Genomic DNA, 22,464 nt, shown 5'->3' on the forward strand with positions numbered 1-22,464 from the left:
AATATAAATTACTTTTCCAACAGAAAAGAGGCTATCCGATCGCAATCAGGAATAGCCTCTTTTTCTTCATTATCTCCTAATGTACATTTCTTACCATTTGAACTGCTCTTTCGGCATTCGCCAATCCACTTCCTGTAGCTAAATCATTACCAGGACGTGCAGGTTGCTTCTGTGCATTATGCCCCTCTGTAATATCGATCGCTGTATTCATCAAGGTTTCTTTCATCCTTTGTGGTGTAAGAGACGGATTTGCCTGTTTTAATAAGGCGCAAATCCCCGCTAACTGTGGTGCTGCAGCAGATGTTCCACTGAATCTCGCCCAGCCGTCTTGAGGCTGTGTACCATCAACTAATGTGCTACCAGATCTCGGATCAATACGTGCTTCTTCAACATCTAGTTCGTCTCCAGGCTCCACTGGAAGCATAATGTACTGGGCGCGAGGCTGCATTCCTACTAGACCACATACATCAGGAACCTTTCTTCCTGGAAAAAGAGGACTTTCAAATCCACTTGCATAGTCTGATGCTCTCATGCTCCCATCACTATCCACAAAGACTCCCCCTGCGGAAATTACATCTGGATGCTGTCCCGGGAATCCAAAATGTCCATTTCCAGCAGAAAAGACTACCGTCACCCCTTGAGAAACAGCATTGGCAATTGCGGCTGAGAGAGTTCTCTCTGCTGCTGACAAAGGCCTGCGTTCTCGTTCATCGAAGCCCCAGCTACATGAAATGATGTCTGGTCTCAACTCCAGAGCCTTATTGAAATCGCCTGTAGCATTAACAATTGCAGAGGTAAAGGAAAATCCCCCCTGTTTGACCATGGTAAAATTCACATCTGGCGCAACTGCAAAAATATTGGCTGATTCACCTGTTCCATGACCGCTCTCATCATGAGCTGGATTTTGAGCACCAGGGGCTAGCACAACTTGATTTGCTTGATATCCTCTTTGCACAAAATAAGGGTGTCGAAACCACCCGCTATCTACCATGACAACACGAACACCACGGCCTGTAATGCCGGTAGCGTGAACACGATCGGCTTTAAGTAATCGTGCAACATCATCTGGGACATTCAAATAAAACCCCTCCACACTTGGTGGCATTGCAGAAAGCGTACTTTCAAAAGGGGTAGCTCGCTCCAATGTAGCTAGTGAACTATCGCCTAATGAAAAATAATAGACCGGTTCATTTATAGCCACACCTTCCAATACATCAGCTAAATCACTATTTGAAGTATCAATCAGACCAGATAATTTTGTTGTTGGATCATCTAATATCGTTGCCGTACTCTTTCTTCCAAATTTTAGTACTTCACGTTCTTCCGGAACAATCTTTGTATGAAATACCTTCTCATATGTCTCAGGCGAAGCAGCTATATTTATAGTTGTCGCTCCGATATGTAAAACTTCAAATCCAGCATTTTTTAGCTTCTCAATTGCTTTATCAATTAATTCTGGCTTGTTTAAATAACGAGATACATTTTCATGAGTGATTGGTTCTGTTGAATCGAAAATCGACTCGCCTTCAATAGAATGTACAGAAGCCTCAGCAAAGATAATGGGCGGTAGGGCTGAAGTCATTTGATTGTTCGTAAGATTCTCTGACATAGCTTATTCCCTCCTAATCAAATTCATGGAAAATAAATCGGTTTTTTCTCTGGAAATACAATGCATTCCACGAACGGCTCCATGTGCTTTGGTATCATTGGAGATCCCTTTTCCCAGTCTGCACCGAGTAACCTAGCAAACTTGGCTCTTGTACCATGTACTGTTAAGGTAATCCCAGATGATACAACTACAAATCCTTCTGCTTCAAACAACTTTTTGGCCGTTGAAATTGTCTCGGGTGTAGGTCTAATTTGATCTACGTTTTCTGAGGTAATCGGAGTATTGATTGTCATGAGTGATTGGTGATTACGGGATTTCAATACTGCCTCAGCAGAAACAGTCTGATCAGATAATTGAATGCTCATACAGGCCTCCACCAGATAGGGATATAATTATTCTGACAATCTTTTGGCAGAAGCATACTTGTAAATTTATAACAAATGGATTTATTTATCCCCGATTTTCCTTGTGGAAGAACGATGTCCTAAAACCTTACTCATTTTTACAGATAGCTTCATTCTTTTCCCGATCTGATTGGAAAATGGAACAACACGTAAGCACCACCCTCCGGTGTATTAGAAGCTTCAACTGTCCCGCCATGTTTCATCGTCAGCAATTTAACAATGTACAAGCCAAGTCCAGCATGTCCCTTACGCTGTGCTTGCAAACGATCCTCCTGATAAAATTTATCGAATAAAAAAGGAGTACTACTCTTCGAAAAGCCCGAACCGGTATCACTAACCTTCATCGTCCATTGAAGGTCTGTAATGCACAGTTCCCAATGAATTTCCCCATTTTCAGCGGTAAATCGGCTACTGTTGGAAACTACATTATCTACTATTTGTGCAATCCGGTCAGGGTCCATTTTAATAGTGGTTCGTTTCTGTCGCAGATCTTCATAGCTGCAAAGAAAATGTAACCTATGTTGATGACAGAGCTGTTCATAGTCAGATACCTTGTCTCGAACGAATTGTTGCAAATCTACATCCTGCCATTGCAATCGAAACTCAGGCTTTTCCATTTCAGATACCTCATTGATTTCTCCAATCATTCTCGCTGCCCTTTGCGTGTTTTTCTGTATAGTCAATAAATAGCTATCCAGCCGTTCCTGGCGTTTTGGTCCGCCATTCATCAGTCCCTCTACATGTCCTTGAATGATGGCTAAAGGGGTTCTTAAATCATGAGCAAGCGCCGCTACCATATCCCGCCGTTCCTGCACCAAATGGATTTCCCTTTGTAGGGAATCAGACAAGGCCTTTCGCATATCTTCAAATGCTCGTGTAAGCTGAGTCAATTCCTGCGTGCCTTCATACGAAAATGTGAAATTCAAATCTCGTGACTGTACTCGCTTCGTTCCTTCTATTAATTGTTGTATGGGTTCATTTAGCTGTTTGTTAAATCGATGACCAAAAATCCATGCAAATACACACACTAGAATAAAGGGCAATAAAACCGTCATGAGTCTAAATATTTTTACAACAGGAGCTAACTCCGGAGTTGCCCCAGATACAGCCAGCTCATATTCGAGAACAATTGCACCCTGAAGCGAATCTGTTTCATCTACCAGCGGATGAACATGCCTTATTTTATTTGCCTTGACATTTTCGATGGTATTTAGCATCGTAAGCAGCTGCTTTTGGTTTGAAATCGGCGAATGCTGTATCGTTCCGTACAACTGCTTACCATTTAACAGATAAATCCCATAATGCATTCCTTCTAGAGGAATGACGTTCTCAAGCTCCTTCCTCTTTTCTTGCTGTAACAAACGACTTCCCTGCTCATTAATGTATGATCGGATAGCTTTCATCTGTTTTTCATAATAGTTGGCAGGTCTTATAAATGACGATCCTGCTTGGAAGAAGGCCCAGAAAATGAAACTCCATGCCACAATCGTCATAATAAAGCTAAGTCCAAGCGTAAGAGTAAAATACATCAAAAATTGACGTTTTACTGTCCGTTTGCTTTTCATCTGCCTGTTCCCCATTTATATCCTACTCCCCATATGGTTTCGATAAAGCGATAGGCTGGATCAGCCGTAAACATCTTAGCACGTATATTTTTGATGTGCTCCGTTACAGTTGAGTCGTCACCTGAAGCATCAATCCCCCAGACTTTTTGATAAATATGCTCTCGTGCAAACACCTGCCCGGGGTGAAGAGCTAACAGTTCCACGATAGAAAATTCCCTGAGCGTAAGTGGAATCAGTATCTCGTTACAACGCAGTTCATGTCCTTGTATATCCAGAGTAAACGGTCCAAATCGTATGATTCCGAGGTTTTTCCGATTGAACAAGCGCTGCTCACGGCGTAAATGAGCGGCAATCCGTGCCTTAAGCTCCCGCAAGCTAAACGGTTTTACTAAATAATCATCTCCCCCTACTGCTAATCCATATATGCGATCCGCCTCACTTTGTTTAGCGCTCACAAAAAGGATCGGTCCATCTACCCTATCTCTCATTTGTTTACAAAACGAAAATCCGTCTGTTCCAGGCATCATCACATCAAGCACAATTAGATCGGGCAGCTTCTCACTGATCATCAGAAACGCCTGTTCAGCATGTAATGCTGTCATGACTTCATAGCCTTCATCTTCTAACGCATCGCGCATGAACGTTATCATATCTACTTCATCATCTACAAGCAAAATCGTCTGTTTCATTATGTCTCCTCCGGTCTAGTACATATCTAATTTGCATGGCTCTCATTCACATTCATAGAGAAAAGGAGTAGAACTACTCAATCTGCCTTCTTTTCTAGGTTTACGATGAAAAGGCAAGGCCCTCTCCCCTTAGAAAAGGAGAGAGGGCCTTTATTGATCCCAGTATTTATATGAGTCATCTTCCAGATGCTAGAATAGCTTTTTATTCAATAGACCCCAATAGCTGGTAGGCCTCTTCCTTTGTTTTAATTGATAATAGCTGTTCTCTAAAGCCTTCGTCCATAAGCTTGCGAGATAGCATTTGAAGAATTTTTAAGTGTTCATTTCCTTCACTCTGTTTTGGAACAGCAATCATAAAAATTAACTTTGCATCGGACCCGTCAAGACTGTTCCAATTTACTCCGTCACGTTTAAGCCCAAACACCACGCTTGTTTTTTGGACGGTCTCCGATTTTCCATGAGGAATAGCAATGTTCATGCCAATTCCTGTGGAGCTTTCTTGTTCGCGGCTTAGTATCGCCTGCTTGAACTCGGAAGTAGAATCAATTGCTCCTGCACGCTTCAACTTATGGATCATTTCATCAATGACCTCATCGCGTGTTGCACCTGCTACATCTACATCTATTAATTCTAATCTGGTAATATCAGTTAGCTTTTTAATTTCCACAGGCTCTACTTTTCTTTCTTTCTTAGGAAGGCTTTGCTTGGTTGTTGAATCTGCTACTGCTTTTGTAGCTGGAGCATTTCCATTTTGTATATCTTTTTTTAAGATATTGACCAATACTGCTGTTACAATCGCACCTACAATAACTGCGAGGAAGAACATCAAAACATTATCAACAGCACCAAGTACAGCAACGATTGGGCCTCCATGTGCTACTTTATCTCCAACATGTCCCACCATAGCGATAACCGAACCTACGATGGAACCAATCATGATACTTGGAATAACGCGGAATGGGTCCTGAGCTGCGAACGGAATAGCTCCTTCTGTAATCCCAAATAACCCCATTGTAAATGTCGCTTTCCCCGCTTCTCGTTCAGTATCCTGATATTTTTTCTTATTGATAAAAGTAGCTAGACCCATACCAATTGGAGGGATACAGATCGCAACCGCAATGGCTCCCATGATATCATAGTTTCCCTCTGCAATCATGGCAGAACCGAACAAGAAGGCAACTTTATTAACAGGCCCACCCATATCAAAGGAAATCATAGCACCTAGGATAATAGCTAAGAGAATGGAGCTTGTACCTTGCATACTTGATAACCACGCTGTTAAAGCCTCAAATACCTGTGCAATAGGCGATCCAATAACATAGACAAACACCAGACCTACAATAAGGGAAGCAAATACCGGAATGATAATGATTGGCATAATAGGCTGGATGGCTTTTGGAACTTTCATACTTTTAATTCCTAATGCTACATAACCTGCTAAGAAACCTGCAATAATACCACCGATAAAGCCAGCTCCTGCTTCACTTCCATAGAAGCTCCCATTCGCGGCAATTAATCCACCAATCATACCAGGAGCAAGACCTGGTCGATCCGCAATACTAAAGGCAATAAAACCAGCAAGAATAGGAACCATGAAGGTAAAGGAGGCTGCGCCAAGCTTCTCAATGGTCTTCCAGAATGAAGCATCTGGAATAACCAAACCACCAGGTGTTTTTTCTCCTCCAAGTGTTAAGGCAATGGCGATTAATAGCCCGCCGATAACGATGAATGGGACCATGTAGGATACACCACTCATCAAATGACGATAAAATGAGTTTTGCTTATCAGCTTTCTCAGTAGTCTTGTTCTCTACCGCATTGGCTTGACCCTGATAGACAGGCACTTCTCCACTTGATACTAAATTGATTAGCTCTTCAGGCTTGCGTATCCCATCCTGAACCCCAACAAGTAATACCTTTTTCCCAATGAAGCGATCTTTGTCGACTGTTTTATCAGCAGCAATAATGATACCATCCGCTTCACGTATTTCCTGTTCTGTAAATTTATTTTCTACTCCAATCGAGCCCTGTGTTTCCACTTTCATCTGAACACCTAATTTATCAGCAGCTTTTTGGAGATTTTCTGCCGCCATATACGTATGGGCAATTCCATTAGGACATGAAGTAATCGCCAAGAGTTTCATCACTAATCCCCCTTTATCTATTTCGAAATCGCTTACATATACTATACTGCGAAATCGATCGGACAAAAGTTTAGTTTTTTTCCGTAGTTTCCGGAAAAACGGATTTTATTTCCCTTGGAGTAGGCAAAGCAAAATGTGAGATTTTATTTACTTTGGTGAAAATGAGATAGAAATTGCATGTTATCTGTTTCCTTTATAAGCGTTTGAATAAAAGCTGGCTGTTCACTGATAAACGATAATTCCCGGAATAGTTGTCGCGTATCCTCTTGATCGTCATTCTTTACTGCCAGCATGAAGACGAGTGATACCTTTTCCGATCCCCACTCAATTGGTTCCTTCAATGTAGCAATCGCAATAGCTGAATGTCTAATCAATTTGGGATTACCGTGTGGGATAGCGACACCTGAACCAATATTAGTCGATGACATTCTTTCCCGGGTAATAGCATGATGCGTATATTCCTTCTCCACAAATCCTTTTTCATGTAAAACAGTTGCAAGCATTTCAATCAACTCATAGCGATGTTTGGCATCCTGATGTAAAAAAACTAAAAAAGGAGTGGTAAACTTCAAAAGCACAGATTCTTTCGGTGCCTGCTGTACAGGTTCATTCAGTTGTGTAATAAAATTCTCTAGTCTTTTTTCTTCCGTAGCCTCTAATAACGGAGAAATAACAATATAAGGGATATTTATTTCAGGCAGCGAAACAGTAGATATAACAAAGTCTACGTCATGATTAGCAAGATACTCTTTTACATCAGCCTTAGCTAGACACGCTACAATATGAATAGAAATAAATTTCCGTTCGAGCTTTGTTCGTAACAGTTGAGACATTCCAATCCCCATATGACAAACAATGACAACATTCTTTGTTTTTTCCCGATTGCTATGAAAGCGCTCAATGGAAGCTTGAAAGTGTAACACAAGATAAGCTGCTTCCTCCTCAGGTATTGAAAGAGAGAGCAATTGATAGACCTCTTCTAATACACAAAGCACCATATCAAACATATACGGATACATTCTCTTTATATCACTTAGCATCGGATTCGATACAGGAAGACCGTAAGTAAGGCGATTTAAAGTTGTATATAAATGAACCTTCAAGCCGTCCAGTAAAGCTTGGTCATTCATAAATTCAATCATATTAAACTCAGACATACGCGTAATCAATAGTGACAAAAGCTGTGAAAGAACTGGATTATTTTCAGTAAAATCATCTATTTTCAATGGTTCATTCTTTTGCTGATAACGAATTTTACCGCCCAAAATGTGTAAGGCCAGATAAGTGATTTCAACCTCTGGAAACCTTACTGCAAAAATAGCTTCCAGTGATGTAAGAAATTCAGCAGTCCATTCATATTCTTTTTTATCTTGTAGAAGGGTTCTTTCTTTCTCCGAGAGAGTAATAGGCTGTTTAAGCTTCGTTCGCCTAATCATCAGCAGAACATGTACGATCAACCCTTCCAGCGTTTCATCCGTAAAAAAGAAGGAATGTCGCTTTTGGAGCTGTTTTAATTCATTTTTGACAATCTCAACCTCATGGGATGAAAATTGCTCCTTAATAAATGAGTCACTAAGCTTAGAATTATTGGTCAATTGTGATAATCGGGCTAATGCAGTTCTTTTGGCTTTTTCGTTCCCTTCAATCATTAGACCTACTTTTTGCTTAGAGACCAACGTAAGTCCCCAAACGTTTAGCCACTTTTCAATTTTGTCCAAACTTTTTTTGATAACCGCTTTGTTGACAAAGTATTTGGAAGCAAGCTCCTGAACAGTTATGGGCTTTACATTCATAACTAACTGATAAGCTATTTCAAGAATCATTTTTTCATCAGATTCATATTTGATTGGATGATTCACCATGTGTAATTTGTGAAATAAGCTTGCTTTTTCATGCTCTTCTATCTCTAGGAAAACCCCTAATCCCGGTTTTCGGATTAAGGTGGCATTTGAATGCTCTCTAAGGTAGTCCTGTATTCTTTTACAATCATTGCGAATCGTCTTTTCCGAGCAGCCTACCTTTTCTGCTATCTCTTGTACTAATACATGTTGGTCGGATTGTGTTAATAGAATACGCAAGATCTCTATTTGTCTCGCATTCATTTGATTCACCTGCTTATCTGCTAACAATGGTATATACGTTATCTATCGGATTTAACATCACTTTTTATACCATAGAATTGGTGAAAATACTATATACCGCACCAGCTAGCATGGTTACATGGGAGTGCATGTTGTTGTTCGCGACAAACTGCGCCAGATGAACCAGGCCACAAAACCCCACAATATGATCGTTACCATACCTGATTCTCCAGCTATGTAAGTCCATCCCTCTGCTTTGGTTGTAAACAACTGCTCCAACCAGCTTCGAGTAAGATTTATCATGGTATGACTAAGCACCGCAGGCCAAATACTACCGCTTGTAAAACGAATCCACCCTATAAAAACAGAAAGCGGAAAGATCATAATCGTAAACAGCAGTATTGTGATAATAAAATTCCCATCTTCATTATAGCCATTTAAGTAGAACGGATAATGAAATAGTGCCCATACTATAGAGGTTCCCAAAATTGCTCTCTTACTTCCATACGTTTCCGTTAGCTTGGGTTGTAGGTATCCTCTCCATCCAATTTCTTCACCGAATGCAAAAATCCCCATTGAGATCAGCATGGCTGGGCTCCAAAATGCTTTTGTCATGTAACCAACATACTCAACTACTGTAAAATGAGCAGCTCCGGTGTTTAAAAAAGCAGCCGTTGGGAGCGCAATATAACCGATTCCCCAAGCCACTAAAAAGCTGATAAGAATTGGTAAACCTGAGACCCCCGCTAGAATGTACCATTTCCAATTCCCAAGCTTTCCGATTCCAGTGGATCGAATTGTAGCTTTACGTTCTGAAAAAAATAGAAGCATTAGCCCTAATACCAGCATCGGCGATAATTGAACGAGCCCGATTAGCAAATAAATCTTTGTTACATTAGCAAGCAAAGTCAATCCAAGAACCAGGGTACTATAAACAATCGCGGCTTTTATTCCTTTTATTTTCATGATGAATCCTTCCTTTCCAGCTCTACGAACACGATTCATCATAAATAGAAATTCTCAAGAATTTATAAAGGAAGAACAAAACGTTCATAGCTTTACTAATTTTTTATATAATTGTTGCTGATTTTCAATATACTTGATAAAATGTAATTTTTAACAAAACCACAATGTTGTTTTACTATTTTTTAAAGTCACAACCTCCCTTCCATAGATAAGGGGGAAAATACTGCAAAGGAGTGGTTACACTGGAAATGAATATAGGAAGAGAAACCAGGATTGAAGGAAGCTAATGCCCCTACATTCGGCCAAGGCGTTAAGGATTGTATCCCTACCTTGTTGGGCTACATTAGTATTGGATTAGCAGCTGGAGTAATTGGTGTCTCTTCTCACTTGAGCATTTTAGAAATTACTTTATTATCGGCTTTGGTATATGCCGGGTCAGCTCAATTTATCATTTGTGCCCTATTAGCAGCGAATAGTCCCTACTCAGCCATTATTGTAACTACTTTTATTGTAAACCTACGCAACTTTTTATTAAGCGCAACTCTAGCTCCCTCCTTCACCAAATATTCTTTATTCAAAAACATCGGAATCGGGGCACTGGTTACAGATGAGTCCTTCGGTGTTGCTATCAATAAGATTACAAAGGGAGAGCAGATAAACGATCGCTGGATGAATGGTCTAAATCTTACCGCTTATATCATTTGGATCTTATCGTGCATGCTAGGAGCTATTCTTGGGAAATGGATTACGAATCCGATGGTATTTGGGTTGGATTTTGCTTTAACAGCAATGTTTGTAGCCTTACTTGTCCTGCAATTGCAATCTATGGAGCCTTCAAAGCTCAAGCATTCTCTCAGTCTTGTTGTATATATGATCATAGCTATGCTGGTTTTATCCTTTCTGGTCCCTTCACACGTTGCAGTCATTTTAGCGACGGTTATTGTAGCTACTATTGGGGTGGTGACTGATAAATGAGCCTTAATCTATCCATTCTTCTTCTCATATTCGGTTGTACATTTGTAACAGTAATTCCGCGTATTCTGCCATTTTTAGTGGTCCGTAACTTACAATTGCCTGCCCCTGTACTTAAATGGCTTTCTTTTATACCTATTTGTATTCTCACAGCCCTCGTCGTGGAGAGTGTCATTGATAAAAGCAGTGATTCAATCGGAGTGAATTGGCTAACACTCATTGCGATAGTTCCTACTCTATTATTAGCTTTGCGGACGAAAAGCCTTGCCATTACTGTCATTTTCGGCGTTATTTTGATGGGATTACTAAGATTATGTAGTACATAAACAAAATCCCCTTTGCTCAACAACAACGAATCCATGCGTGCATGAACTTCATAATTGTTTAACTTCAAGGGGATTTGATTTCTTTTTAGCTTGCTTTCATCATGCTTTTTCTTCAAACAACCGAGCTATCTCGATAATAACCTGAACAGCTTTTTCCATATTATCTACAGAAACATATTCGAATTTACCGTGATAATTTTCCCCACCAGTAAAAATATTTGGCGTTGGCAGACCCATATATGATAATTGAGAGCCATCCGTACCACCTCGGATCGGGCTGATTACCGGCTCGATATTGAGGTTTTTCATCGCTTCATAGGCAATGTCAACAACTTCCTTAACCGGTTCAATTTTATCGCGCATGTTGTAGTATTGATCATTGAGTTCAAAGCTGATATTTTCTTCGCCGTATTTCTCTTGCATCTTTTTCACGATGCTTGTTACTTTCTCTTTTTTGGCATGAAAATGATCTTTATCAAAATCTCTAATAATGTATTGAGATTTACTTTGTTCGACATCACCGTTTATTGAGCTAAGATGGTAAAAGCCCTCATAGCCCTCTGTGTACTCTGGCGCCTCTTCTTCAGGAAGTTGTGCATGGAATTCCATTGCTAGCTTACTAGCGTTTAGCATTTTATTTTTGGCTGTTCCAGGATGCGTGCTAACCCCCCTAAAAGTAAGCTTGAGTTCTGCGGCGTTAAAGCTTTCATACTCCAAGCCACCTAGTGGCCCTCCGTCCATTGTGTACGCAAATTTCGCACCAAAAGCTGCCACATCAAAATGAGCCGGCCCTCTACTGATTTCTTCGTCAGGAGTGAACGCCACCCTAATTTTCCCATGTTTAATTTCCGGATGCTTTAGCAAATAATCCATGGCGGTCATAATTTCAGTGATACCCGCTTTATCATCTGCTCCAAGCAAGGTTGTCCCATCGGTCGTAATCAATGTGTGACCCTTGTAGGACGGTAGCTCTGGAAATAATTCCGGTGATAAAACAATGCCCCGTTCCTTATTTAGCGTAATGGCTTTACCGTCAAAATTTTCGTGAACCTGCGGATTAACATTTTTGCCTGTAAAATCCGTGGCAGTATCTAGATGGGATAAAAAGCCGATTACGGGAACCTGCTTATCCGTATTTGCAGGGAGTGTCGCCATGACATATCCATTTACATCCATCGTAACCTCTGAAAGTCCCATCGCCTTTAGTTCTTCAACTAGCAATTTACCCAGCTCTAGCTGACCTGGTGTAGACGGAACTGTCTGACTCTGGGCATTGGATTGTGTATCAATCTGTACATATCTTGTAAAACGCTCTATGATATCCTGCTTCACTCAAATTCACTCCCTTTTTCATTACATCTTTTTTTATTATACCGTTTGATGGGCGATATTTCCATTTGCTACTCCTATTGCTAACCTATCAACTAGAATCGGGGATTACCGGCTTACCTACAAGTACAAGCATTCCTATATGCGGAGTAGTCTTTCTTAAGAATCTATTGATGATAAAAAATGGAGCTAGGCTGTAGTATCCTCGGCATAATTTAAGTTTCACTAAAAAATATTTGACATTTTTCTCAGAAAAGAGTAAAGTAGAAAAAGCTTAAGCATCCGAGAATAAAATATGAAACCTTCTTATCAAGAGAGGCGGAGGGACTGGCCCTTTGATGCCTCGGCAGCGGACTCGTATTTAGAGTGCTGTGCCAAATCCAGCAAGCATGTGCTTGAAAGATGAGAAGAGTGATTCTTATCCCATATAAGACCTCTTCTCACGAGAAGAGGTCTTCTTCATTTTTTCTCAGAAAAAGGTAGAAATAGAGAGGGTGTTATTGATGAATCAGACAAAAGGAAGTGCGTTGGCTTTATTGCCTCTTGGTATATTTTTAGCACTATTTATTGGCTCTGGAATTATTACTGGAGATTTTTATCAGCTACCTATCATTGTTGCTATTTTGATCGCAAGTACGGTGGCATTAGTCATGAACCGAAAAGAGAGTTTTACCACAAAGGTAGAACGATTTGCTAAAGGTGCAGGTAATCCAAATATCGTTATTATGTTATTAATCTTTGTATTAGCTGGTGCGTTTTCTCAAACAGCTCAAGGTATGGGTAGTGTTGAGGCTACCGTAAACCTAGCCCTTTCCGTTTTGCCTCATGGTCTTCTAGTTGTTGGTTTATTTGTAATCGGATCATTTATTTCACTAGCAATGGGGACATCCATGGGGACTATTGCTGCATTAGCTCCAATTGCCGTAGGAATCAGCCAACAGACTGATATCTCTGTTGCATTCACAATGGCTACTGTTGTCGGAGGAGCTATGTTCGGAGATAATTTATCATTTATTTCTGATACGACAATTGCCGCGGTACGCACGCAAGGAACAGAAATGAAAGATAAATTCAAAACCAACTTTTTAATTGTATTACCGGCGGCCATTTTAACTTGCATCCTATTAATCGTGCTTACATTAGGAAGTCATACAAATATTACAGTTGGAACCTTCAATTGGGTCAAAGTGTTACCTTATGCAGGAGTGCTGCTTGCGGCCTTGCTTGGCTGGAATGTACTTGTGGTTCTAATGGGAGGAACTGTTTTATCAGGTGTCATCGGAATGATAGATGGAAGCTACACACTTGCCACATTCTTCAAAAATGTGACACTAGGGATTAGTGGAATGATGGAGCTTGTATTGCTAACCATGCTCATTGGTGGAATGATTGAGATTATTCAACATAATGGCGGGATTCAATATCTATTACATGTATTGACGCGTAATATTCGCTCAAAAAAAGGCGCAGAATTTGGTATTGCTGGTCTTGTGAGCCTGACAAATATGTGTACAGCTAACAATACAATCGCTATTATTTTTGCAGGTCCACTTGCTAAAAATATTTCAGATCAATATGAAATCGATCCAAGAAAATCTGCAAGCTTACTAGATTTATTTTCGTGCAGCGTACAAGGAATCATTCCTTACGGGGCTCAAATGTTAACGGCAGCAGGATTCGCTGCACTCTCACCAATCGAACTATTGCCATTTGCTTTTTATCCATTGCTAGTTGCTGTTTGCGGTATCGTGTCAATCGTGATTAACTTTCCACGTTTCTCATCGAATGCCAAAAAAGCTAGTATCATAAAACCACTGAATGAGAAAGAAGAAGCTATATTCAAGACATCCTAGTGGTGATTCACCTTGCATCACTAGCAACTTACACGAGTTATGCTACTAATTTCAGAATATCGTTATAATAAATGTCAGGAAAACGAAATACGTAGAATGAAAAAAGCGGTAGGTATAACCTACTGCTTTTTCTATTGGTCATTTTTATCCTTAGCTATCAATCTAAGCGTTTATGTATCTTCGCCGAAACAAAACTAATAGGACCTATCATCTTTTGATTCACTATCTATCTTCCTTCATTCTTGTTGTTCTCACAACAGTTCTTTCATGGTGAAACGTAAAAAGCTACCTTCCATAAAGTAAAGGTAGCTTTACGTTCTAGCACATATTTTTATCGTGCTTCATTGAATGAAATAAACTCTTTAGTTCTTTTTTTTTAAAACAAGATCACGAACCATTTCAATCGCTTTCTCTTTTCCAAGCGGGAAGGTTCCAAGAGACCATGTAGGGTTATCTAGCATATAAACATGTCCATTTTTAACCGCTTTTAGCTTACCCCAAAGCTCTGATTTCTGCATATCATCCAGCTTTTTCTGTGCCACAGCGAGATTGCTCCCGTATAATCCTAAGAAAATATAGTCTGGATCAAACTTATACAGATTTTCAAGCGATACGATTTCTACAAGCTTTTCTTTCGGAGCTCCTTCTGCCATAGGCAAGCCTAAATCAGTAAATAAAACATCTCCTAAAAGCGCCTTACCATAGATACGATATTGGGAAGCGTTTGTTACATATAGAGCAAAGGTTGCATCCTTCGATTGCTTTTTAATTTCATCCCCAATTTGTTTCGCTTTTGCATCATATTGAGCAAGCCATTCGTTCATTTCTTTTTCTTTGCCTAAAATACTTGCCATTTCCGGGAATCTTTCACGCCAAGTGTAAAAGTCTCCTTCCAGTTGAACGGTTGGTGCAATTTGCGTAAGCTGATCGTAAAGCTTTTCAGTGCGGTTGCTTGTAAGAATCAAATCCGGTTGTAAGGCCATTACGTCTTCTACTTTAACTGAACTAGTTTCAACTAACGCTACTCCGTCAAGCTTTCCTTTTAAATAATCCGGCAAATCAGGGCCTGAAGTAGACATCACAGGCTTGATCCCCATAATTAATAATTCTTCGGTCGCATAAGCAAGGTCAACAACACGTTTTGGATGTACAGGAATTTTCACTTCTCCGCGGGAGGTTTTTACCGTTTTAAACTCAGTGTCCCCTGCTTGTTGGGATGCTCCTTCCTGCTTACTTGCTACTGAAGCCGATTCCTTCTGGCTGCAACCTGCAAAAACAAACAATAGTACAAAAATAATCATTACATTCATAAAACGTTTCATAGATTGATCTCCTTTTTTATCTATAAGCACAAGATGTGCCTTACGAGTTACTACAAAAAACCCCAAAGAATATTATATTAGTAGCTTGTTAGGTTTTCGTTTTCATTAAAAGATAGATGAAATAGGGCGCCCCAAGAACAGAGATTACGATACCAACTGGAACTTCCGTACGGGTTAGTATATTACGTGCTACTAAATCGGCCAACAATAGCAGTAATGCCCCCACAAGCGTAGCAGTAGGGATGAGAAATTGATGCCTCGGTCCAACCAGTTTGCGGGCGATATGTGGTGCAACCAGTCCGATAAACCCAATACCTCCACCAGCCGCAACGCATGCTCCAGCAAGTCCGGCACTCACAAAAATTAATTTTCCACGCTCTCGTTCTACTCTCATTCCAACACCAGTTGCTAATTCATCGCCTAGATTAAGTACATTCAGATATCGAGCTTTCCATATCGCATACGGAACAAGAATGAGAATCCATGGAAGTATGGCAATAACAAAGGTCCAACTGGTTCCCCACAGGCTACCTGCAAGCCAGACTGTAGCATACATGAAATTTGCAAAAGCAAGCTTTAATGACACAACAGTATTTATCGCACCGATTCCAGCCGACACTGCTATCCCTACAAGAATTAAGCGAATTGGAGTAATCCCTCGCTTCCACGCAAGCATAAAGATAAGCAATGAGGTAACACCGGCTCCTATTAAAGCAACTATCGGAATCATCATAACAGGCAGAACATTCTTAATATCCTTTGTTTCAAATGCAAAATACATGAACAGCACTACAGCCAATCCAGCTCCTGCGTTAATCCCCAAAATACCCGGGTCTGCCAATGCATTTCGAGATAAGCCCTGTAAAATTACACCAGAAACCGCGAGTCCACTGCCAATGAGCAAAGCAATGACCAAACGTGGCATACGAAACTGAAAGAGTACCGTTTCTTGCTGACGCGTTCCACCATTTAAAAACGTCTCCCATACTTCCAATGGGGAAATAGGAATTGAACCTGAATTCAAGCTAATTAAGATTACTGTAACAATCATCGCAACAAGCAATCCCATGATGAGAGGCGCGCGTTTGTATAAAATTGATTGCATCATAAACTCCTTCCTTCCCTACGAGCCATATACAGGAAGAACGGTACACCAATAACAGCTGTAACAGTACCAATTGGTGTTTCATATGGCGAGTTGAACCATCTTGCTGCAATATCTGCAAAGGTAACAAGTACACCACCAAATACTGCCGAACAAGGTATGATCAACCGATAATCAACACCAACAATCGAACGCATGATATGGGGAATAATCAATCCTACAAACCCAACTCCCCCTGCAACAGATACTGCTGCCCCTGTCATGAACAATACGATTATCGTGCAGCATGTCTTAATCAACATGGTTCGTTGCCCAAGTCCAATAGCTACGTCCTCACCAAAACTAAGAACCGTTACATAGCGTGACAGCATAATCGACAATAGAAGGCAAACGACACTTACTGGCAAAATCATGCCAATCGCATCCCATCGCACCATTGTTAAGCCGCCCGCTGCAAAAAAGCTCATATCCTGAGCGATTTTAAAATAAATGGCTAGCCCAGTTGATAAAGCACCAAATAGAGTGCTTACCGCTGTACCAGCCAAAACAAGCTTAACTGGTGACATCCCTCCTGGTGACAGCGCACTGATTGCGTAAACAACCATGACCCCAACCGCAGCTCCACTAAAAGAAAAAATAACCATTTCAAAATAATTAATTGCTGGGAAGAGAATCATAGCGATCGCAATCGCCAGACCTGATCCTTGTGACAGGCCCATAATGGAAGGGGTTGCTAATGGATTACGAGTGATTCCCTGCATAATTGATCCAGATACCGCAAGGCAAGCGCCGACAAAAATTCCACTTAATGCTCTTGGCATTCGCAATTCGTATATGAGTAGATGTGCAGGTGAATCAGAGTTGAAAAAAAAGATCATATCCTCTACTTCTCGGAACCCGACGTCTGCGGCACCATATGAAATAGACAGTAAAAATCCGAGCACTAGCAGGAAAACACCAATCGTGAGCATCATACTTGCAACCATATAACGCGGTGCTTTATCTACTGCTCTGGATAAAGAATGAGCCGCTCCTTCTTCTGACATCAGTATAACCACCTTTATGTACAATAAAAAATTGCAAAAAGCATCAAAAAACGATATTGATAATCATTATCACCTGTTGGCCAGTACTTATTTTAGCAAATATAACCTATATGTCAAGTGTGTTTATTGTTAATCAATCTATCAATTGAGATTTAGTCATGAGAAGCTATGCAAATGATTGTACCTCTGATCTAGATTGATGATTGTTCATAGAATCATTGAGAAAATAGAAAGAGAGGAATGTTTAAAAAAACAATCCTCTTGAAAAGCAAATGATCTATTCCATTTGACTTACCCAAAATGAAAACGCCTTCAATAATCGACCTCATTATGCGGTAATTTTGTTACCAGCTTAGCAATGTCCCTATAAAACATCGTAATATCCGAGAAGCCAAGTGAATCAGATATACTTAATCCAATTAGATCGAGATGATCCCAGCCTGCTTTTTTACCTAAATAGTTCCATTTCCCGATTTGTGCTTTCTGTCTGTATGGAACAATTTCATCTGTTTCTGGACCGATCATTGAATTTGTATTAATAACCCCATCATTTTCCCACCATGATTCATCAATAATCGGACGATTTTGATCGTTTCGCAAATATGATCCCATAAATAGCGCATTTCCCAATAATGCTTTATTCATTGATAGAATGGGGATATGCACTCCTGTCAATATTCCTGGCTTTGTTGCGCTGGCGCTATAAGAAAAATAATAGACATCTGGTTGCGTTTTTACCCAGCTATTCAATTCCCGGGCCCCATCTGTACTAAGGTCCCATTGGCAGGTATCTTTGGTATCACTCCAAATGGGGCTATTCCATACACGCTTTGAATAGCTAACAACCGATTCGCCCTTCTTTTTCTTAATCCCCCATTGATCCAGTTTAAAGTCATACACCGTGTAGTCTGCACTATGTAGAAAAAAAGCAGTAGCAACAAGAAGATCCTTAGCAAATGGAATAAACGTCCCTACACCATCAGCAAGGGTTGTCCCATTGTGAGGACTAGCAAGTGTTGTAACACTCCGAACAAATGATTTGCCGCCTTCAAACAAAGGAGACAATTCTACTTCAGGATGTTGATTTTTATATTCCTGCTCCTCACGACTACCTTCGTTTAATAATTGGACAAGAGTACGGCTTGTCTGTCCGCCCATACTGTGACCGACTAGATGCACTTTATTGTTCTCATCCCAATTCACATTAAATCCTTCATACGTACGTCCAAAACGGGCATGTCCATGTTCCTCGGCATGAGCCGCTCCATAATCCACTGTTCCCCCATTTATTTGAGCATACAACTCACAAGCACGATCCCAGTTACTTGAAACAGGCCCTACAGCCGAGGTAAATACTTGGTAGCCATCTGTTTTTAGTTTTTCCTGTATATCATGAAATCCACCCCAATACTTAAAACCAAGTACCTCTTCTCTTCCCCAGCCTAGAAATCCATTTACTAGGATGATCGGTTCTTTGTTGTTATTTTCCGAATATTCTTCCGCCCCAACAGCAGGTAAAAATCCGAAACAGGCATACGTCATCAATGAAATAACCAAGAGCAACATCGCTTTTTTCATATTCCTTCTCCTCCTATCAATTTGGATTTGAATGATGATATACCCGGGCAAAACATAATGGGTAAACAACACACCTAGAACAAGACAGCTACCACCTAGAACCTCCTTTCATCTGCAAACTTTTTTCTACAAAATACCATCTATTACTAACATATATTATATTATTAATTTTTACAATATTTTACAATAAAAATAATTTGGATTATTTTTATCAATAGGTGCAATTTGATGAACTAGTAAACGATGTAAATCATTAATTTCATAGAGGAAATAACACATAGAAAAAAAGACAACGAAGGAATCCCGTTGTCTTTTTACTGTAAAAGAATTTTTCTACTACTATTCTTTATCAATCGGAGATTTTATGTAATCTGCGTAAAAATCAAAAACAATTGTCCCGTTTGAGGTTTTTACAGCATAGAAAATCTCATCTAGATCCTTTCCAATCCGTTTGATTTCTTTATGCAACCAGTCCTTTGATAATTTATTTTGGCGTAAATTGTCTTCTAATATTTGCCCTTCCATAACTAGCTCTATCGGAAATTTTTCTTTCCCTCCTGTGAAAATTTGCAAATCCTTCTTAGTTACACTCTGAAATTCTGTTTTCTTTTGTACAGATAATTTTCCATTATTCTCTACAACAGCATTCTCAACCTCTTGGAGATTAAAAATATCTTTTTGCCGAAGAGATTGGTTAAGGGAATCCATCGTATATTTATTTTTCCTCATATTCTCCTCTAAAATTTTCCCATTTTCAATAAGTACGGTCGGCGCTCCTGATATCCATTTTCTTGATTTTTGTATTTTAATAGCTATATTTGACATAAGATAAGAAGTTCCTGAAAATACCGCTAAAGACAAAATCAATTCCATCATTTTAATTTTTTCATTAAAAGCTAGATTGGCTGCAATCGCCCCCATTGTAATCCCTGTCACAAAATCGTGAAACGTCATGTTAGATAAGGTCTGCTTTCCTAGAACTCTGGCTACCAGTAAAAGCAGAACAAATGAAAGGATTGTTCTCCCTATCGTGTCCATATATTCATGCATGATTGCTCACCTCACGTACAGTTTTGACCAAGAGAATAAATACCTATACCCGATCAGTAGCAAGTCTTTTGCATGAGAATTTGCTATGTTACGTTATCGTCATCCTTTAACGCTCTTCTCCCCTTGATACCTCCTTTTGCTCATAAAAAACCTCATTCAACCAATCTCCAATCAATACATGGAGCTACTTGGTCTCATGAGGTATACATCAAATTTCAGTTCTGTTTATTTAGTTGCTTCAGGAATAACTCTTTTTGCAAAAAGAAAGTAGTTATACCAATAGTCGTCCTCTAGTTTATCATTTTGGAAATCACTAATAATTACACCTATTCCTTCTTCATAGGTGTGGAGGATTTTCCCATCTCCCATGTAGATCCCAACATGTCTAACCTTATTTAGACCCGTTTCATTAGGAAATTTTTCATCTGCAAAAAACAAAAGATCTCCCTTTTGGATTTGATCAAATGGAATCCATGTCCCTTGCTTCGCTTGCTCTCTAGCGTGCCAGCCGAGTGAAATGCCAAATTTCCCATACAGGTATTGTACATAAGAAGAGCAATCAAAGGTTTTATCTTGAAAACGTTCTGCACCATAAACATAAGGGGTTCCCATATAGGTTTTCCCTAGAGAAATAATATGATCAGCCGTATCTTCCCATTTCGGTTTTGATACAGTTATTGTAGAGCTATGATTGGTTGTCCCGTTTTGCTTTTCTTTATTTATTCCAGTTGCATAAGCAGTACCACAGGTAAAAGAAAGACCAATGGAACAAATAAGCACGGACTTTGTTAGGATTGAGCTGAGTTTTACACTTGAAACCATACCTATATCCTCCCTTCTTTCCTCACACAATCCTACCAAAGTAATCGATACTTTCCACTAGTAAAAGCTTTCCAACCAAATCACTATCTTCAGAACACAACAAGCTGAAATGTACTACATATAGATTATTCGCCGGGAAAAACGCAGAAAAAAGTAAAGAGACACACAACTAAAGTAAAGTACAACATGAATGAATAAAGGAAAACCTTCTAGCATTCGTCCAATTGTATAGCAAAAAACAATAAATACGCCGGACTCGATTACTATTTTCCATGATAAAAAACGTCGCATGTAATGCAAATTCCAAAGTAGAGAAGCTAGTTCAAACGATACAATTCCAATGACAATCCCACTGTATTGAAAGGAGGGAATTCCAACCAGCCAATAGTTGATAATGATTGAAATAATAGAGCCTACTATTACACCTACTAACGGTCCTTTTTTTCGACCTTTCACCCATAGTATGTTAGTGGAAATGTCTCGAATCCCTGATAAAAAAGGAATCAAAGATAGACTAATCAAAGAATAAGCAAGGGAAGCATCTCCCGTAATCGCTTGTGAAATGTTTTGACCATACAAAAAGAAATACAAGGATGCACTAATTCCCCATAACCAGCCAACCTTCATAGATTTGTTGACACGGCTTCTAAATTGCCCCACATTATTCTTTTCCCAATTCCCCGCAATTTTAGGAATAATCACATGCAGAAATGCAGATGTAACCATCGAAGGTAAATAAACAATGGTTAATGCCATACCTGTTATTTCCCCATAAATGCTGGTAGATTGATGAGCAGTTAAACCTGAATGCATGAGACGGTTGGGAATTAATATCGAGTCTATAAAATCCGTTAATGGAAGTAACAGCCTAGTTGCCAGCACACTTACAGACATTTTTAAAAAAATCGAGGTTTCAGTGCTATGATGAAAACGTGAAGGTAGACTCAAGTAACGTAGCTTCTTGCGCTGTAGAAGATAGATCCCGATAAAAAAAAGAAGAGCTGACAATCCTCCCACCACAGCTCCAAGCACCGCTCCTCCAACCGCAACTGATACTCCATACGAAATCCAAATATTTGCTAAAACAAGCATCGTAATAACTCGCATTGATTGCTCTAGCAGTTCAGAAAAGGAAATAGAACCGTATATTTCAACTCCTTGAAAAAAGCCGCGGAATAAATGGAGCTGAGGTACAAACAAAAAAACAGGTGACAGGAGTTGAATAGCGAAAGTTAGTTTCGAATCTCCGTACCAATCAGCAATGATCTCAGCGTAACTGTATGATAATATCGTTGCACTTCCACCTAAAATGCACGTAAGAATTAGGGAGACCTTTAGAAAATACATGCCCTTATGAACATCCTTGGCTGTTGCTAAGGACAAAGAGGTAGGTAGCCCTGCTGTTACTAAGGTTAAAACAAATCCATAAAAGGCATACACCATTTGATACAATCCCATACCTTCTGCGCCAAAAATCCGAAATAAGAAAATACGTCCGATTGCACCAATTATTTTGACGAGAAATAGAAGACCACTACGTAAAAGAAATTGACGTATGATAAGTGGCAGCCCCATAGGTCTACTCCTTATGAAGAGTTTTCATT

The 22,464-nt window shown here is 39.8% G+C and carries 18 protein-coding genes and 1 riboswitch; of the genes, 3 read left to right on the forward strand and 15 right to left on the reverse strand.

What is annotated here, in order from left to right; translation table 11 throughout:
• Positions 1-76: 76 nt before the first annotated feature.
• From O0550_RS17850 to O0550_RS17880, 7 genes are all read right to left on the reverse strand, one after another.
• Positions 77-1,609, reverse strand: coding sequence for a S8 family serine peptidase (locus tag O0550_RS17850; protein ID WP_258426970.1), 1,533 nt, complete (start codon positions 1,607-1,609; stop codon positions 77-79).
• Between the two features lie 23 nt (positions 1,610-1,632).
• Positions 1,633-1,974: a hypothetical protein gene (locus O0550_RS17855; protein ID WP_003344164.1), complete on the reverse strand. Its 342-nt coding sequence runs from the start codon at positions 1,972-1,974 to the stop codon at positions 1,633-1,635.
• A gap of 149 nt (positions 1,975-2,123) precedes the next feature.
• The gene (locus O0550_RS17860) at positions 2,124-3,578 is read right to left on the reverse strand and encodes a sensor histidine kinase (protein ID WP_258426971.1); all 1,455 of its coding nucleotides are present in this window, start codon (positions 3,576-3,578) and stop codon (positions 2,124-2,126) included.
• Positions 3,575-4,267 (reverse strand): response regulator transcription factor, encoded by a 693-nt coding sequence (locus O0550_RS17865; protein WP_003344168.1) that lies wholly within the window; start codon positions 4,265-4,267, stop codon positions 3,575-3,577. Before O0550_RS17865 ends, O0550_RS17860 begins: the two co-directional genes overlap by 4 nt.
• A gap of 202 nt (positions 4,268-4,469) precedes the next feature.
• Positions 4,470-6,410: a PTS fructose transporter subunit IIABC gene (locus tag O0550_RS17870; protein ID WP_258426972.1), complete on the reverse strand. Its 1,941-nt coding sequence runs from the start codon at positions 6,408-6,410 to the stop codon at positions 4,470-4,472.
• Positions 6,411-6,553: 143 nt separating this feature from the next.
• Complete coding sequence (locus tag O0550_RS17875; protein ID WP_276565049.1) at positions 6,554-8,512, reverse strand: BglG family transcription antiterminator; 1,959 nt, start codon at positions 8,510-8,512, stop codon at positions 6,554-6,556.
• Positions 8,513-8,626: 114 nt separating this feature from the next.
• Complete coding sequence (locus O0550_RS17880; RefSeq protein ID WP_258426974.1) at positions 8,627-9,457, reverse strand: CPBP family intramembrane glutamic endopeptidase; 831 nt, start codon at positions 9,455-9,457, stop codon at positions 8,627-8,629.
• Between the two features lie 273 nt (positions 9,458-9,730).
• Here O0550_RS17880 and O0550_RS17885 point away from each other — a divergent pair, with 273 nt between their 5' ends.
• A complete protein-coding gene (locus O0550_RS17885) occupies positions 9,731-10,432 on the forward strand; it encodes an AzlC family ABC transporter permease (protein ID WP_003344175.1) in 702 nt (233 codons plus the stop codon).
• On the forward strand, positions 10,429-10,755 hold the full coding sequence (locus O0550_RS17890) for an AzlD domain-containing protein (RefSeq protein ID WP_258426975.1): 327 nt from the start codon (positions 10,429-10,431) through the stop codon (positions 10,753-10,755). The genes O0550_RS17885 and O0550_RS17890 overlap by 4 nt, the downstream gene beginning before the upstream one ends.
• A gap of 99 nt (positions 10,756-10,854) precedes the next feature.
• Here O0550_RS17890 and pepT read toward each other — a convergent pair whose 3' ends face one another.
• Positions 10,855-12,087 carry a peptidase T gene (pepT, locus tag O0550_RS17895; RefSeq protein WP_258426976.1) on the reverse strand — a complete coding sequence of 411 codons (1,233 nt, stop codon included), beginning with the start codon at positions 12,085-12,087 and terminating at the stop codon, positions 10,855-10,857.
• A 300-nt stretch (positions 12,088-12,387) separates the two neighbouring features.
• Positions 12,388-12,493: riboswitch (SAM riboswitch) on the forward strand.
• 94 nt (positions 12,494-12,587) lie between these two features.
• On the opposite strand from pepT, the gene O0550_RS17900 reads away from it, so the two are divergent.
• Positions 12,588-13,937, forward strand: coding sequence for a Na+/H+ antiporter NhaC family protein (locus O0550_RS17900; RefSeq protein ID WP_258426977.1), 1,350 nt, complete (start codon positions 12,588-12,590; stop codon positions 13,935-13,937).
• A gap of 362 nt (positions 13,938-14,299) precedes the next feature.
• Here the strand turns inward: O0550_RS17900 and O0550_RS17905 are convergent, their stop codons facing one another.
• The 7 genes from O0550_RS17905 to O0550_RS17935 form a co-directional block, all read right to left on the reverse strand.
• Complete coding sequence (locus tag O0550_RS17905) at positions 14,300-15,259, reverse strand: ABC transporter substrate-binding protein (protein WP_003344183.1); 960 nt, start codon at positions 15,257-15,259, stop codon at positions 14,300-14,302.
• 88 nt (positions 15,260-15,347) lie between these two features.
• Positions 15,348-16,367, reverse strand: coding sequence for a FecCD family ABC transporter permease (locus tag O0550_RS17910; protein ID WP_258426978.1), 1,020 nt, complete (start codon positions 16,365-16,367; stop codon positions 15,348-15,350).
• Positions 16,364-17,410, reverse strand: a complete 1,047-nt coding sequence (locus O0550_RS17915; RefSeq protein ID WP_258426979.1) for a FecCD family ABC transporter permease — start codon at positions 17,408-17,410, stop codon at positions 16,364-16,366. Before O0550_RS17915 ends, O0550_RS17910 begins: the two co-directional genes overlap by 4 nt.
• 312 nt (positions 17,411-17,722) lie before the next feature.
• Entirely contained in the window at positions 17,723-18,952 is a 1,230-nt protein-coding gene (locus O0550_RS17920; RefSeq protein ID WP_233882818.1) for a lipase family alpha/beta hydrolase, read from the reverse strand.
• Positions 18,953-19,327: 375 nt separating this feature from the next.
• Positions 19,328-20,038 carry a DUF421 domain-containing protein gene (locus O0550_RS17925; RefSeq protein ID WP_258426980.1) on the reverse strand — a complete coding sequence of 237 codons (711 nt, stop codon included), beginning with the start codon at positions 20,036-20,038 and terminating at the stop codon, positions 19,328-19,330.
• Positions 20,039-20,263: 225 nt separating this feature from the next.
• Positions 20,264-20,860 carry a C40 family peptidase gene (locus tag O0550_RS17930; RefSeq protein WP_258426981.1) on the reverse strand — a complete coding sequence of 199 codons (597 nt, stop codon included), beginning with the start codon at positions 20,858-20,860 and terminating at the stop codon, positions 20,264-20,266.
• Between the two features lie 114 nt (positions 20,861-20,974).
• A complete protein-coding gene (locus tag O0550_RS17935) occupies positions 20,975-22,435 on the reverse strand; it encodes an oligosaccharide flippase family protein (RefSeq protein WP_258426982.1) in 1,461 nt (486 codons plus the stop codon).
• Positions 22,436-22,464 lie beyond the last annotated feature (29 nt).

It is taken from the genome of Brevibacillus halotolerans (assembly GCF_026891775.1).
Classification (GTDB): domain Bacteria; phylum Bacillota; class Bacilli; order Brevibacillales; family Brevibacillaceae; genus Brevibacillus_B; species Brevibacillus_B halotolerans.

Coding starts and splice junctions, on each gene's coding strand:
- O0550_RS17920 (WP_233882818.1), bottom strand. CDS start 18,952: ATGACGTATGCCTGTTTCGGATTTTTACCTGCTGTTGGGGCGGAAGAA.
- O0550_RS17875 (WP_276565049.1), bottom strand. CDS start 8,512: ATGAATGCGAGACAAATAGAGATCTTGCGTATTCTATTAACACAATCC.
- O0550_RS17915 (WP_258426979.1), bottom strand. CDS start 17,410: ATGTCAGAAGAAGGAGCGGCTCATTCTTTATCCAGAGCAGTAGATAAA.
- O0550_RS17900 (WP_258426977.1), top strand. CDS start 12,588: ATGAATCAGACAAAAGGAAGTGCGTTGGCTTTATTGCCTCTTGGTATA.
- O0550_RS17870 (WP_258426972.1), bottom strand. CDS start 6,410: ATGAAACTCTTGGCGATTACTTCATGTCCTAATGGAATTGCCCATACG.
- O0550_RS17925 (WP_258426980.1), bottom strand. CDS start 20,038: ATGCATGAATATATGGACACGATAGGGAGAACAATCCTTTCATTTGTT.
- O0550_RS17890 (WP_258426975.1), top strand. CDS start 10,429: ATGAGCCTTAATCTATCCATTCTTCTTCTCATATTCGGTTGTACATTT.
- O0550_RS17860 (WP_258426971.1), bottom strand. CDS start 3,578: ATGAAAAGCAAACGGACAGTAAAACGTCAATTTTTGATGTATTTTACT.
- O0550_RS17935 (WP_258426982.1), bottom strand. CDS start 22,435: ATGGGGCTGCCACTTATCATACGTCAATTTCTTTTACGTAGTGGTCTT.
- O0550_RS17930 (WP_258426981.1), bottom strand. CDS start 20,860: ATGGTTTCAAGTGTAAAACTCAGCTCAATCCTAACAAAGTCCGTGCTT.
- O0550_RS17855 (WP_003344164.1), bottom strand. CDS start 1,974: ATGAGCATTCAATTATCTGATCAGACTGTTTCTGCTGAGGCAGTATTG.
- O0550_RS17880 (WP_258426974.1), bottom strand. CDS start 9,457: ATGAAAATAAAAGGAATAAAAGCCGCGATTGTTTATAGTACCCTGGTT.
- O0550_RS17850 (WP_258426970.1), bottom strand. CDS start 1,609: ATGTCAGAGAATCTTACGAACAATCAAATGACTTCAGCCCTACCGCCC.
- O0550_RS17910 (WP_258426978.1), bottom strand. CDS start 16,367: ATGATGCAATCAATTTTATACAAACGCGCGCCTCTCATCATGGGATTG.
- O0550_RS17865 (WP_003344168.1), bottom strand. CDS start 4,267: ATGAAACAGACGATTTTGCTTGTAGATGATGAAGTAGATATGATAACG.
- O0550_RS17905 (WP_003344183.1), bottom strand. CDS start 15,259: ATGAAACGTTTTATGAATGTAATGATTATTTTTGTACTATTGTTTGTT.